The organism is Conexibacter sp. CPCC 205762 (genome assembly GCF_030646155.1).
Classification (GTDB): Bacteria; Actinomycetota; Thermoleophilia; order Solirubrobacterales; family Solirubrobacteraceae; genus Conexibacter.
This window is the reverse complement of sequence record NZ_JAUTDN010000050.1, coordinates 19,463-33,234: the sequence shown is the minus strand read 5'-3', so window position 1 is coordinate 33,234 and position 13,772 is coordinate 19,463. Positions and strand designations below refer to the sequence as shown.

The window sequence follows — 13,772 nt, the reverse complement described above, 5'->3', positions numbered from 1 at the left end:
CGCGCTCGCCGCGGGGGCGGCGGCCGCGACAGCCGCCGCCGCGTCGCTGGCCGCGGGCGCCGCGCCGGCCGCCGCCGCGCAGCGCGTCCCGGCCAACTGCCAGACCGAGGGCGCCGCCGGCATCACCTGCACCGGCGCCTACGGCCAGAGCGTCACGCTCAGCAGATACGAGGGGCTGGCCGACGGCGACACGATCAGCGTCACCGTCCGCGACTTCGCGGAGGGCATGCGCTCGCCGGTCGCGGGCTTCAGCCCCGGCGGGCTCACGTCCTACTTCGGCGGCCCCGCGCCGAAGACGTTCGACGAGGACGAGACCGCCGCCGCGGCCACCGCCGCCGGCGTCACCTTCCCGCTGACGCTCGACACCCGCTTCGGCGACCCGCTCAGACGGCAGCTGTACGTCAACGTCGGCGACCGCGGCGCGAGCGAGCGCCCGCAGCAGCCCCGCACCGGCACCAGCGCATCGTACGACAACGTGCTGGTGCCGGTGTACGCGACGGGACAGCCCGACCACGGCGACGCCGACCGGCAGATCGACACGATCTATCTCTCGCTCGCCCACCCGGCGAGCACGGCGCCGAACGGGAACTACGCGACCACCGCCGGCTTCGCGCCGGGCGAGACGGTCAGCTACGCGCTGAAGGACCCCGCGGGCCAGGAGGCGACCGTCCGCGACCTCGCCCGCGCGCCCACGACGTTCGGCGCGCTGCCCTACGACCCGGCCGACAGCTTCAGCGCGAACCAGGGGTTCTACGTGCCGTCGCAGCCGGGGCGCTACACGCTCACCGCAACCGGCCAGAGATCGGGGATCGAGCGCGTCACGACGCTCGACGTGCTCGATCCCGGCGTGACCGCCGACGCCTCCGCGAGAACCGTCACCGACCCGCGGACCGGCGTCAGGATCACCGTCTCCAAGACCCGCGACCTCGATCCCGCCGGCGAGCGGCTCTTCGTCACCTACACCGACAACCCGACGAACAGATTCGGCGTGCAGCTGCCGCAGCTGCCGGTCCACGCGCTGGCGCCGTCGCTGCACGACGGCTTCTGGGCCGCGAGCGACCTGCTCCCAGCCGACGTCAACGAGATCTACGACGTCAACTTCGAGGGCAGCTACGTCGTCGAGGTGAGCGCGACCGTGCCGGAGGGGCGGTTCTTCGCCGGGACAGAGCGGTACGGCGAGCTGGGGACCGTCGACGCGATCGGCACGCAGTCGTACCTCGCGTTCACCCCGGCGCGGATCCCCGACCTGCTGATCCCGCTCAGCTTCGCCGGCAGCGGCCTGCCGGAGCCGACCGACGACCAGCGGCGGATCTTCGCCAACGTCACGCCCGGACCGCTGTTCGCGGGCGACGAGGTGAAGCTCTCATCGTGGTACTTCAACACCGCGCTCGGGGAGCAGATCGGGTTCACGACCGACGTCCCCGGATTGACGATCGCCGCCAAGAGCCTCGGCGTCGCGGCCTACGGCGAGGGCGGCCGGCTGCTCGAGCAGACCTTCCGCCTGCCCGCGACGACGCCGCCCGGGACCTACACCGTGACCGCGACGGGCGTGACGAGCAGACTCAGCCTGCCGTTCGCCGTGACGGTCGCGGAGCGGCCGGTCGACCCGCCCGTCGACCCGCCCGTCGCGCCGCCGCTGACGCCGACGGCGCCGATCGCGCCGCCGGCGCCCCCGGCGACGCCGGCGGCCGTCCCGGTGACCACGACGACGCGCCTGTCGCTCTCCGCCCAGCGGTCGCGCTACGGCGCGGCGCGGTCGGTGACGGTCGCGGTGCGCCGCGCCGACGGCATGCCGGCGAGCGGTCCGGTGACGGTGAAGGTCGACGGCAGAGCGGTCGCGACGCGGGCGCTCGACGCGGCTGGGCGGACGCGCGTGGCGCTGCCGCGCGACCTGCGCGCCGGAGCGCGGGCGGTTACGGCGTCGTTCGCCGGAGGCGGCGCGGTCGCCGGCTCCGAGGGCGGTGCGCGGCTGCGGATCGCCAAGGCGTCCGCGCGCGTCGTCGCGACGGTCTCGCCGGCGACGCGCACGCGGCCGGCGACGGTGACGGTGCGCGTCGCGATCGTCGGCGCGCCGGCGTCGTTGCGGCCCGCGGGCCGGATCGTCGTGCGCGCGGGCGGCAGACGCGTCGCGAACGCGACGCTGACGGCCGCGCGCGGCGGCACATCGACGATCAGGCTGCCGGGCATCCGTGACGGCCGCCGCCTGACCGTGGCCTACGGCGGCGACGCGAACGTCGCCGCGAGCACGGCCGTCGTGCGATGAGCAGCGCGCGACACCGGCCCCTGGCCGCGGCGGTGGCGGCGGCCGCGCTCGCGCTGGCGGCGCCGGCCGCCGCGCGGGCCGCGGCGCCGGTGTCGCCGCGGCCGCACACGCTGCAGATCGCGGTCCCGCGTGACGCCGCGCGGCCGTTCACAGCCAGCGACGAGCAGCTGATCGCCCTCGTCGCCTCCGCCGCCGACCACTGGCGCGAGCTGAGCGAGGGGCAGATCAGCTCGTTCACGGTCGACCCGACGGTCGACGCGCTGCCGCCCGAGAGCTACTCGGACCCCTGCGAGCTGGACGCGCTGATGACCGGCGCGCGCCAGGCCTACCCGGCCAGCCGCTTCTCGACGGGGCCCTCCCAGGCACCGCAGCACCTCGTCGTGCTCCTGCCCGACAGCTGCCAGGGCCGCAACGGCCTCGGCACGCTCGGCGTCGCGCGCTTCGCCTCCGGCGGCGTGGTCGTCGCGTCCACCGCCGGCAGCGCCGGCAAGTCGCAGCAGATCCTCGTCCACGAGCTCGGGCACAACTTCGGCCTCTCGCACTCCGCCGGCGGCGTCTGCGGCGGGATCCCCGGCGACGGCGAGAGCGGCGCCTGCCGCGTCGACGAGTACTTCGGCTACCCGGAGCTGATGAGCAACGAGGGCTCCTCGCCGACGATCGGCGACCACCCGCTCCCCGTCCTCGGCGCCGTCTTCCGCGACCACTTCGGCCTCGAAGCGCCTGGGGAGTCGCTCACGATCGACTGGAGCGCCGAGCCGGAACGGTCGCGCTTCGACTACGAGCTGCGCCCGCGCGCCGACGCCGCCGGGCTGCGGTCCGTCCGCGTCAGCGATCCCCACACCGGCCGCAGATACGTGCTCGAGTATCGCTCGGGCACGGGCCTCGACGCCGGCGCCTTCTACGCCGGCGGCGGCACGATCGAGCCGTTCCGCCCGGACGGCCAGCAGTTCCCCGTCACGATGACGCCCGGCGTCGCGATCCAGGAGGACGCCGACCCGCCGCTGACCAGCGCCGGCGGCTCCCGCATGCCCGTCTGGATCTACGACCTCGCCGCCGGCACCGGCAACTTCGGCGCGCACACGACCTGGTTCACCCCCAACCGCGGGCTGCGGATCGACGTCGGCGCGATCGCGCCCGGCCTCTCGGCGCACGTGCAGGTGACCGTCTACCGCACGCGGATCACCGCGACCGCGCCGCCGACCATCGTCGGCCGCGCGCAGGTCGGCGAGACGCTCCACGCCGAGGTGACGGGCTGGAGACCGGCCCCCGACCGCTGCGAGCACCAGTGGCTCGCCGACGCCGTCGAGATCCCCGGCGCGACCGGCGCCGCGCTGACGCTCGACGCCGGGCTGCAGGGAGCCCGCCTGAGCGTCCGCGTCACCTGTGTCGTCGACGGCGCCGAGCCGGTCGCGCCGACGACCTCCGCAGCCACCGCCGCCGTCCTCCCCGCGCCTCCGGCGCCCGACGCCCCGCCCCCGCCTGACGCGCCAGGGCCGGTCGCCCCGCTCCCGCTGCCGCCTGCCCCGGCCGACGGCGGATCGCGGCTCACCGCCACCCGCGTGACCGCGAGCGTCGCCCGCTCCACCGTCGGCCAGGCCGCGGTCGTCCGCATCGCCGTCGCGACGTCCTCACCGGGCCTCCCGGCCGACGGGCGGGTGGAGGTCCGCCGCGGGCCGAAGCTGCTCGCCGCCAGCTCGCTCAGGGGCGGCCGCGCGACCGTGCGACTGCCGGCGAGCCTGCCGGCCGGGCGCCTGCGCCTCGCGGTCCAGTACACCGGCAGCCACCGCCTGCGCGGCTCGCGCGCGACCGTCACCGCGATCCGCCGCAAGGCGCCGGTGCGAGCGACCCTGCGGCTGCTGCGCGCGAGCATCGGACCGCACGACCGCGCGCTGGTCCGCGTCGACGCCGTCGCCGCGACCGCGCGGCCTCCGGTGACCGGCAGCCTCGCCATCGCCGTCGACGGCACGACGATCCGGCACGTCGCGGTCGCGCGCGCTGCCCGGACGATACGGCTCCCTCCGCTGCGGCCCGGCAGACACCGCCTCACCGTCAGGTACTCCGGCTCCAACACCCATGCGACGGCGACCTCGGCCGCTCACACGCTGACAGTCGGACGCTGACCGCGATCGACGGCACGCAGACGCTGTCAGAGTAGTCGCCTCGATGCCGTTGCCCGCTCCGTCATTCGACCGCGACGAGCTCTCGACCGTCGTCGCGCGGTTGACCGGCGACCGCTCGGCCCCGCCCGAGCCGCATGTCGTCGCGCCACTGGATGGGGCGGGTCCCGGCGGCGCCACGGGCGGCCTCTGGCGCGTCGCGTCCGCTCCGGGAGCGGCACAGCCCTGGTCGGCCGTCCTCAAGCTCGTCGTCCACTCCGACGCGGGCCACCGCCACTGGCGCTCCAGCAGAAGCCCGCGGGACCCGATGTACTGGAAACACGAGGCGCTGCTCTACGGCTCCGGCCTGCTGGACGAGCTGTCGGGCGGGCTGCGCGCGCCGCGTTGTCTGCTGGTCGCCGAGCGCACGGACGAGCACGTGGCGCTGTGGCTCGAAGATGTCGGCGGCGCCGTCCCAGCCGGCGACTGGCCGCTCGCGCGCTACGCCGTCGCGGCGCGGCACCTCGGTGCCGCCCAGGCCGGCTTCGTGAGCCGATGCGGCGAGTTACCGCGCTGGCTCAGCCGCGGCTGGCTGCGCGCCTACGTCGAGCGCCGCGCCGGCGAGATCGCAACTCCGCTGCCGCCCGAGGCGTGGCGCCATCCGCTTGTGCGGATCGCGATGCCGCAGCCGCTCGACCGCTGGGTCGCCGACGTCTGGCGCCGCCGCGCCATGCTCTTCTCGCTGCTGGCCGAGCTGCCGCAGACGCTGTGCCACCTCGACGTCTGGCCGCCCAACCTGTTCGCGGACCGCGACGACCGCACGATCGCGATCGACTGGGCCTACGCCGGCATCGGTGCGCTCGGCGAGGACGTCGGCAACCTCGTCCCCGACGCGGTCCTCGACTGCTTCGTCGACGGCGGTGCCGTCCGCGAGCTGCACGAGCTGACGGTGGCGGGCTACCTCGACGGCCTCTCCAGCGCCGGCTGGGACGGCGACCCTGCGCAGGTCCGCTGCGGCATCGCGGCCTCCGCGGTCCTCAAATACCTCTGGATGGCCCCCGCGCTCGTACGGCGCGCGCACGACCCCGAGCAGCTCGCCGGCCTCGAGCAGCAGTTCGACCGCTCGGCCGAGGACCTCTTCGCCCAACGCGGTCATGTGCTCGACCTGCTCCAGGCACTCGACGCGGATGCGACCGCCCACGCCGCCACCGCGCGTCACGGGGTGAAGCTGCGTGCGCACCCCCGGCGCAAGCGGCCTCGAGGACGCGGGCGCCTCACCCCACCGGGGTGAGGCGGCCTCACCCCGCCGCGGAGCAGCATGGCGCGCTCGGGTCGTCCGGACGGAGGGAACCACTGGCATGGCGCAGACCACAGCGGTGCGGGGGCATGCGATCAGCTTCCGCGGCGACCCCTTCTTCGTCGACGACGCGCTGGTCGACGTCGAGGACGCGCTGATCGTCTCCAGCGACGGCGTGATCACGGCGTTCGGCCCGTATGCCGAGCTGCGCGACCAGGTGCCCGACGGCGTCGAGGTCGTCCACTACCCCGATGCGCTGATCTGCGCCGGCTTCGTCGACACGCACATCCACTACGTGCAGACGGGGATCATCGGCGCGTTCGGCTCGCAGCTGATCGACTGGCTCAACAACTACACCTTCATCGAGGAGCAGGCGTTCGCCGACAAGGCCCACGCCGACGCCGTCGCGAAGCTCTACTTCGACCAGCTGCTCGCCAACGGCACGACGACCGCGGTCACCTTCGCGGCCGTCTACCCCGGCTCGGCCGACGCCTTCTTCGAGGAGTCGCAGCGGCGCGGGACGCGGATGATCGGCGGCAAGGTGCTGATGGACCGCAACGCGCCCGAGAGACTGCTCGACACCGCCCAGTCGGGCTACGACGACTCGAAGGCGCTGATCGCCAGATGGCACGGCAACGGCCGCAACATGTACGCGATCACGCCGCGCTTCGCGCCGACCAGCACGCCCGCGCAGCTGGAGCTGGCGGGCGCCCTGTGGAAGGAGTCGCCCGGCACCTTCATACACACGCACGTGTCGGAGAACGTCGGCGAGATCCAGTGGGTGCGCCAGCTCTTCCCCGACCGCGCCGGCTACCTCGACGTCTACGACCACTTCGGCCTGCTCGGCCGTCGCGCGGTGCTCGCGCACGGCGTCCACCTGACCGCCAGAGAGCGCCATCGCGTGCACGAGACCGGCTCGGCGGTCGCGCACTGCCCGACCTCCAACCTCTTCCTCGGAAGCGGCCTCTTCCACGTCCATGCGGCGAAGGACCCGAAGCGGCCGATGCACGTCGGGCTCGGCACCGACATCGGCGCCGGCACGAGCTTCTCGCTGCTGCAGACGATGAACGAGGCCTACAAGGTCGCGGAGCTGAACGCCTACCCGCTCGACGCGCAGAAGTCGTTCTTCCTCGCCACCCGCGGCGGCGCCGAGGCGCTCGACCTGGCCGACAGGATCGGCTCGCTCGACGTCGGGATGGAAGCCGACTTCGTCGTGCTCGACACGCAGGCGACGCCGCTGCTGGCCTACCGCAGCGAGCGCGCCAAGGACACCGAGGAGCTGATGTTCGTGCTGTCGATCATGGCCGACGACCGCGCGGTCGCGGCCACCTACGTCGCGGGCGCGCCCGCCTACCAGAGGAGCGTCTGATGTCGAGCGGACATGCGGGCTACGCCCACGCGACGACGTCGTTCTTCGGCAGAGACCGCGCGCGCCAGGGCGGACCCGAGGCATGGACGATCTGGATCCTCGCGACGATCTTCGTCGTCTGGCTGTTCGCGATCCAGACCGGCTACGGCATCGTCTCGCCCGACATCCAGAAGGACGCCGACCTGACGCTGTCGCAGATCAGCTCCGCGGCCTCGGTCTACACGGTCGCCTTCGCGATCGTCCAGTTCTTCTCCGGCTCGCTGCTGGACCGTTACGGCACGCGGCCGTTGATGGCGATCGCGGTCGCGCTCGTCACCGCCGGGGCGTTCCTGTTCGCCGGCACGACCAGCTTCGCGACGCTCGTCGCGGCGCAGATCGTGCTCGCGGTCGGCGCCTCGTTCGGGTTCGTCGGCGCCGGCTACATCGGCGGCAAATGGTTCGACGCGGCCAAGTACGGGCTGATGTTCGGGCTCGTGCAGATGTTCGCCTCGCTCGGCTCCGCCGTCGGCCAGCCGGTCATCAGCGCGCTGCTGAAGCAGATGAGCTGGTCGCAGCTGCTGGCCGGCTTCGGCACCTTCGGCGTGCTGCTGACGGTCGCGTTCGTGCTGCTCGTGCGCAACCCGGTCTCGACGCCGGAGCAGGCCGCCGCCGAGGCCGCCGCGCACCACGGCAACGTCCTCGGCGAGATCGTCAGAGACCTCCGCACCTGCCTCACCAACCGGCAGGTGCTGCTGGCCGCCGCGTTCGCCGGCGCCTCCTTCGGCACGATGCTCGCGGTCGGCGTGCTGTGGGGACCGCGCGTGCAGGAGGCGCGCGGCGCGACCGCCGGCTTCGCGGCCGTGCTGTCCGCGCTCGCCTGGCTCGGGCTCGCCTTCGGCGCGCCGCTGGTCAACGTCGTCTCCGACCGCTGGAGAAGCCGCAAGTGGCCGGCCGTCGTCGGCATGCTGCTGCAGGCGCTCGCGGTCGCGCTGTTCATATACGGCCCCAGCAACGGAACCGGCGCCAGCATGGTCGTGATGCTCGCCGTCGGCGTCTTCGCCGGCACCCACATGCTCGGCTTCACGATCGCCGGCGAATCCGTTCCGCCGGCCCTGATCGGCAGCGCCTCCGCGATCGTCAACGGCACCTGCTTCATCGTCGGCGGCGTGCTCCAAGCCGTCCCCGGCTGGGCGCTGGACAGCGCGCCCGACCTCGACGACTACCGCAAGGTGCTGTGGCTCATGCCCGCCGTGCTCGTGCTCGGCGCGCTCGCGGCGCTCGCACTCAGGGAAGCGAGCGACGACGCTGCCGCCTGACCGCGCGGCGCCGTGACGGCTCCGCCGGCGCGGTCATCGGCCCTTCAGCTCGCGCAGCGGCGCGCGGGACTCGGCGGCGGTCAGACCGGTGACCGAGGCCGGGCCGGGGTGAAGCGTCTCGCGCGTCAGCCGCGGCGGCGCAGCGCCGCGCCCAGCGGCGCCGAGTCGAGCGCCGTCCCCTCGCCCTGCTGCCACGACTCGATCCGCGGCCGTTGCAGACGGACGCGGCCGCTGAGCGCGATCGCGGCGACGAGCACGATCCCGGCGGCGAGCAGCGCGACGGTCGCCCAGGTCGCGGTCCGCACGCCGTCGGGGAGGTCGGAGCCGGTCGTGCGGGCGAGGTGGATCAGCAGCGGCGCCGTCAGGAACGCGGCGACGCCGCGCAGCAGCTCGACGAGCGCGAAGACGCGCGGCAGCTGCCGCGAGGGCAGCGCGAAGCCGGCGACGAACAGCCCCGGCGCGACCGAGGCGCCGACGCCGAGGCCGACGCCGCCGGCGCCGATCGCGATCAGCGTGCTGTCGCCGCCCGCGGCGCCGGTCAGCAGCAGGCCGGTGCCGGCGAGCGCGAGCAGCCCGGCGAAGGCGAGCAGCGGCACCCAGCGGGTGAAGAAGAGCGTGCCGAACAGCAGCGCGGTGACGACCGCGCCGCCGAACTCGGGCCAGAACAGCGCCGTCGAGAGGCCGTGCTCGGCGACCGTCAGCTGCAGCAGGCCGACGAGCGCGACCGAGCCGGCGCCCGCGACCATCGCGAGCGCGATCGCCGCCAGCGGGATCGTGTGCCCGAGCTGCCGCACCGGCATCAGCGGATCGCGCACGAACGTCTGATGGACGATCAGGCCGACGATGCAGGCGACGCCCAGCAGCAGCGGGCCCAGCACGATCGCGTCGGTGAAGCCGTGGTCGACGAGGCTGGAGGCGCCGAAGAACGCGGCCGTGCAGCCGATCGAGGCGAGCGCGAGCGACTCGGGATCGAACCTCAGCTCGCGGTCGGTCGGCGGGGCGTCGGTGAACGTCAGCACGACCAGCGCCAGCGCGGCGGCGCCGACGCCGGCCGATATCCAGAACAGCAGCCGCCAGTCGGCGAGGCCGGCGAAGGCGCCGCCGATCACGGGACCGAGCGCGACCGCCCCGAAGATCCCCATGTTCATCACCATCGCGGTCGAGCGCATCCGCCGCGTCGGAAAGCCGAGCACGAGCGCCGGCGCGGCGGTGATCAGCATCAGGCTGGTGCTGATCCCCTGCAGGATCCGGCCGGCGAAGAACAGCGGCGGCGAGCTGGCCGCCGCCGTCAGCACCGAGGCGACGACGAACAGCGCGGCGAAGCCGACCAGCAGCCGCCGGCCGGGCAGCCGCGAGATCAGCTGGACGGCGAGAACGGTGCCGAAGCAGTAGGCGGCGTCGGCCATCCCCGCGCTCATCTCCATCCCGGTCCGGCCGAGCCCGACGCTGCCGGAGATCAGCCCCTCCAGCGCCGGCGTCGCCGAGCTGAGCACGAGGAACGGGGTCAGCGCGCACAGCACCAGCCCGACGGCAGCCCAGTAGCTGCCGGCGAGCGGACCCCGCCAGCTCAGCGGCTGATGCTGCGCGGGCACGTCAACGGACTGCGACATCGGATCGGGACACCTCGGAGAGCACGGGGGACATTCTCCAAGGAAAGCGACCCGGCGCCGACGCCGAGGGGTCCTGTCAGGACCCCCCAGAGCGCAGGCGGGTCATCCCAGCTCCCGCTCCGTCGCCGCCGGGATCACGAGCGCGACCAGCGCTCCGACCAGCGCCGCGCCGGCGCAGATCGCGAAGAGCGTGCGGTAACCGGCCAGCGACGGCAGCTCGCTGCCGGCGAGCGTCACGGTCATCGACGCCAGCAGGGTGCCGCCGGCGGCGCTCGCGAGCGAGCTGCCGGTGGTGCGGCAGAGCGCGTTGAGGCCGTTGGCGGCCGCGAGCTGGGACTGCTTGGCGCCGAGCAGGATCAGCGACGGCATCGCGGCATAGGCGATGCCGGTGCCCGCGCCCGCGATCGTCGTGCCGACGAGCACCTGCCAGTAGGCGTCGACCAGCACGATCCGGACGACGAAGCCGAGCGCGACGATCGAGGCGCCGAGCGCCAGCGTCACCTTCGGCCCGAAGCGCGCCGACAGCTTCGCCGAGACCGGCGACAGCAGCAGCATCATCACGCCCGAGGGCAGCATCGCCAGCCCGCCCTCCAGCACCGAGGAGCCGAAGCCGTAGCCGGCCTCCGGCGGCGCCTGCACGAACGACGCCGTGCCGATCAGCGACGCGAACAGCGCGAAGCCGACGCAGATCGAGGCGACGTTGGTCAGCAGCAGCGCCGGCCGCGCGTTCGCGACGACGTCGATCAGCGGCGAGGCGATCCGCTTCTCGACCAGCACGAAGACGACGAGGCCGACGACGGCCGCGGCCAGCAGCCCGAGCGTGCGCGGATCGCCCCACCCCCATGCCTTCGCCTGCGACAGCGGCAGCAGCAGCGCGATCAGCGTGGCGCCCAGCAGCACGCTGCCGACGAGGTCGAGCCGGCCCTGCGCGCGGCCCGCCGGCTCGGAGACGAAGAACAGCATCCCGGCGACGGCGAGCGCGCCGCCCGCGGCGCAGATCCAGAACAGCACGTGGTAGTCGGCGTGCTCGGCGACCAGCGCCGCCAGCGGCAGCCCGAGCGCGCCGCCGACGCCGAGCGTCGCGCTCACCAGCGCGATCCCGCCGCCGGCCCGCTCGCGCGGAAGGATCTGGCCGATCAGCGAGATCCCCAACGGGATCGCCGCCGCCGACATGCCGGTGATCGCGCGCCCGGCGATCATCACGGTCAGGTCGCTCGTGAGCGCGCAGACCAGCGAGCCGACGGCCAGCGCCCCGGTCGCGACCATCAGCATCAGCCGCTTGCCGTAGAGGTCGCCGAGACGACCGAAGACCGGCACCGCGACCGCCGCCGACAGCAGCGTCGAGGTCAGCAGCCACTGCGTGCCCGCAGTCGAGCTGCCGAGGTCAGCCTGGATCGCGCCCATCACCGGCACCAGCAGCGTCTGCGTCAGCGCGACGATCACGCCGACGACCGCGATCACCGCCAGCGCGGCGATCTGCTGCGGCTCCCAGGCCGGGGTCGTAGGTGCCGGGGCGACGGCGTCGCCGTCAAGCGTCTGTGTGGTCTCAGTCATGGGCCTGCTCGGGTCGATCAGCTTTTGGCAGTTTATGCCTTATGGCAGAATATGCCACATCTCGACGAGAACTCGGCCGACCCGAAAGCCTTTAAGCCGGTCTGTTGGTTTCCAACCACGAAGGTGAACCTGGTCCGCCTGCGCTGTACGGTCGCGGCGCGTGACTGGGGTGGCAACCGCCTGCGGCCGCGCGGCGTGAGCACGTTGAGTGGATGCGGAGGGACGGGCATATGGCGAAGCAGGAGCTTGGAGCGGGAGTCGAGCGGGGCGCGCCGACGCCGTTCTCGCTCGGTGTCGGGGAAGACCTGCTGACCGTCGACCCGCATCGCCTGCGGCTGGTCGACCTTCCACCGGGTCGGTTCCCGCAGCAGCAGCCGCACGGCGAGCGACGGGAGCCGCTGGCGCTCTCGACGGTCGAGCTGACGACGCCCGCCCTCGCCCACGCCGGCGACGCGCACGAGACGCTGACGGGGCTGCGTCAGCGGCTGACCGCGGCCGACATCACCGTCCTCGGCGCCGGCCTGCATCCCGACGGCGCCTTCGGCGAGGTCACGCACCCGCACGAGGGCTTCTACTCCGGGGTCGCCGAGGACTGCGGCGGGGTGCTGGATCGCACGCCCACGTGCGGGATCCAGGTGCGCGTCGGCATGCCCGACCACGCCATCGCCGTCCACGCGCTCAACGGCATGCGCCGCTGGGTGCCGCCGCTGCTGGCGCTCTCGGCCTCGTCTCCGTTCTGGCACGGGCGCGACGCGGGCCTGGCCAGCGCCCGCGGCGCGCTCCGGCGCAGCTGTCCGCGCTCGGGCGTGCCGCGCCCGTTTCGCGACTACGACGACTATCTCGCGACGGTCGCCGAGGTGGAGGCCGCCGGCGCGCTGCCCGACCCGGCCTGGATCTGGTGGGACCTGCGGATCGATCCCCGCCACGGCACGCTGGAGGTGCGCGCCTCCGACGCGCAGTCGTCGCTGCGCGACCTCACCGGCATCGTCGCGTTGACGCACTGCCTCGCGATCGACGCCGCGACGCACCCGCCGATCGAGCAGACGGCGCCGGAAGCGCTCGACCAGTGCTGCTTCCGCGCCATCCGCCACGGCAGCGACGCGGTCCTGCACTTCGACGGCCGCATGCAGCCGTTCGCAGAGGTCGTCGAGCAGGCGCTCGCGTGCGCCCGCCCCTACGCCGCCGATCTCGGCTGCCAGGACGAGCTGGACGAGGTCCGGCGCCTGCTGACGGACGGCACGAGCGCCGACCGCCAGCGCACGGTCCACGCCAGCTCGGGCCTGGACGGGCTGCTGACCACGCTCTGCGCCGAGACCCAGCCCGGCCACGCCCTGCCCGACCTCGCCCGCCTGTGAGCAGGACCGGACGCGCGTCAGGGCTCGTCCGCGTCGATCCGCTTCTGCTCGCGGGCGTGGATCGCCTCGAGCCGCTCGATCCGCATCTGCAACTGCTCGTTGGCGAGCTGCGCGGAGCGCGAGGTCGGCGCCGCGCCGACGGCGGCGACGAGGTCGGCGTCGGACCCGCCGCCGGCCTCCTGAGCTGCGAGGCGCCGGATCCCGCCGCTCGGATGCGGGACGAGACGACCGATCTCCTCGCGCGGGAGCGGCAGCAGCCAGGCGCCGTCGATGCGCCGCCGCGCCGCGCCGTCGCGCTCCAGCTGTCTGAGCGCGAGGCTGACGGTCGGGCGCTGGGTGCCGAGCATCTGCCCCAGCATCTCGTGCGTCAGCCGCAGCGGCAGCACGATCCCGTCGCGGCCGATCCGCCCCCACCGCTCGGCCAGGAACCACAGCAGCATCCGCACCCGCTCCTCCGCGCGCGGCAGCTGCGAGATCGCGCAGCGCGTCGCAAGGCGCGTCGCCTGGCTGGCGAGCCGCTCGAACAGCGCCGCCACCAGCTGCGGCCAGCGCCGCGCGTCGTAGAGCAGGTCGTCGTCGACGATCACCGCCTCGGCCGGCTCCAGCACCGCCCAGCTGACGTCGATCGGCACCAGCCGGCTGCCGAGCGCGTCGGCCGACGGCTCGATCAGGTCACCGCGACCGAGCAGCTCGACCGCGGTCGCGTCCGTCAGCGCGATCGTGCGGCTGACCAGCCCGTCGAGCAGCAGCAGGCCGTGCAGCGCCGACGCGCCGCTGTCGTACACCGCCTCGGTCGCGACGCCGCGCGCGAGCTGCACGACGCGCGCCCGCATCAGCCGGCGCGCCTCCTCGCGCTCCCCAGCCGTCATCAGCTCACCGAGATCCGGATCGACGTCCAGCAGAGAGACGGTGCGCACGCGAGACGCTGCCACG

Annotated in this window: 9 protein-coding genes; 6 read left to right on the top strand and 3 right to left on the bottom strand. The window is 74.0% G+C overall.

The genetic code is table 11. The features are described from left to right. The 5 genes from Q7L73_RS25335 to Q7L73_RS25315 all read left to right on the top strand — a co-directional run. On the top strand, positions 1-2,263 hold a 2,263-nt coding region (locus Q7L73_RS25335; protein ID WP_304715705.1), incomplete at its 5' end, for an Ig-like domain-containing protein. Beyond that, positions 2,260-4,383, top strand: coding sequence for an Ig-like domain repeat protein (locus Q7L73_RS25330; RefSeq protein WP_304694513.1), 2,124 nt, complete (start codon positions 2,260-2,262; stop codon positions 4,381-4,383). The genes Q7L73_RS25335 and Q7L73_RS25330, both read left to right, overlap by 4 nt. Positions 4,384-4,426: 43 nt before the next feature. Further along, positions 4,427-5,650, top strand: a complete 1,224-nt coding sequence (locus Q7L73_RS25325; RefSeq protein ID WP_304694512.1) for a phosphotransferase — start codon at positions 4,427-4,429, stop codon at positions 5,648-5,650. A gap of 67 nt (positions 5,651-5,717) precedes the next feature. Then, entirely contained in the window at positions 5,718-7,025 is a 1,308-nt protein-coding gene (gene guaD, locus Q7L73_RS25320) for a guanine deaminase (RefSeq protein WP_304694511.1), read from the top strand. Continuing rightward, positions 7,025-8,320, top strand: coding sequence for an MFS transporter (locus tag Q7L73_RS25315; protein ID WP_304694509.1), 1,296 nt, complete (start codon positions 7,025-7,027; stop codon positions 8,318-8,320). The genes guaD and Q7L73_RS25315 overlap by 1 nt, the downstream gene beginning before the upstream one ends. 125 nt (positions 8,321-8,445) lie before the next feature. Here the strand turns inward: Q7L73_RS25315 and Q7L73_RS25310 are convergent, their stop codons facing one another. After that, positions 8,446-9,930, bottom strand: coding sequence for an MFS transporter (locus tag Q7L73_RS25310; RefSeq protein WP_304694507.1), 1,485 nt, complete (start codon positions 9,928-9,930; stop codon positions 8,446-8,448). A gap of 102 nt (positions 9,931-10,032) precedes the next feature. Then, complete coding sequence (locus tag Q7L73_RS25305; RefSeq protein ID WP_304694505.1) at positions 10,033-11,484, bottom strand: MFS transporter; 1,452 nt, start codon at positions 11,482-11,484, stop codon at positions 10,033-10,035. Between the two features lie 230 nt (positions 11,485-11,714). Between Q7L73_RS25305 and Q7L73_RS25300 the strand changes: the two genes are divergently transcribed. Beyond that, positions 11,715-12,839: a YbdK family carboxylate-amine ligase gene (locus Q7L73_RS25300; protein WP_304694503.1), complete on the top strand. Its 1,125-nt coding sequence runs from the start codon at positions 11,715-11,717 to the stop codon at positions 12,837-12,839. A 17-nt stretch (positions 12,840-12,856) separates the two neighbouring features. Here the strand turns inward: Q7L73_RS25300 and Q7L73_RS25295 are convergent, their stop codons facing one another. Continuing rightward, positions 12,857-13,756, bottom strand: coding sequence for a Crp/Fnr family transcriptional regulator (locus Q7L73_RS25295; protein WP_304694502.1), 900 nt, complete (start codon positions 13,754-13,756; stop codon positions 12,857-12,859). Positions 13,757-13,772: the final 16 nt, after the last annotated feature.

Coding starts and splice junctions, on each gene's coding strand:
- Q7L73_RS25305 (WP_304694505.1), bottom strand. CDS start 11,484: ATGACTGAGACCACACAGACGCTTGACGGCGACGCCGTCGCCCCGGCA.
- guaD (WP_304694511.1), top strand. CDS start 5,718: ATGGCGCAGACCACAGCGGTGCGGGGGCATGCGATCAGCTTCCGCGGC.
- Q7L73_RS25325 (WP_304694512.1), top strand. CDS start 4,427: ATGCCGTTGCCCGCTCCGTCATTCGACCGCGACGAGCTCTCGACCGTC.
- Q7L73_RS25330 (WP_304694513.1), top strand. CDS start 2,260: ATGAGCAGCGCGCGACACCGGCCCCTGGCCGCGGCGGTGGCGGCGGCC.
- Q7L73_RS25310 (WP_304694507.1), bottom strand. CDS start 9,930: ATGTCGCAGTCCGTTGACGTGCCCGCGCAGCATCAGCCGCTGAGCTGG.
- Q7L73_RS25300 (WP_304694503.1), top strand. CDS start 11,715: ATGGCGAAGCAGGAGCTTGGAGCGGGAGTCGAGCGGGGCGCGCCGACG.
- Q7L73_RS25315 (WP_304694509.1), top strand. CDS start 7,025: ATGTCGAGCGGACATGCGGGCTACGCCCACGCGACGACGTCGTTCTTC.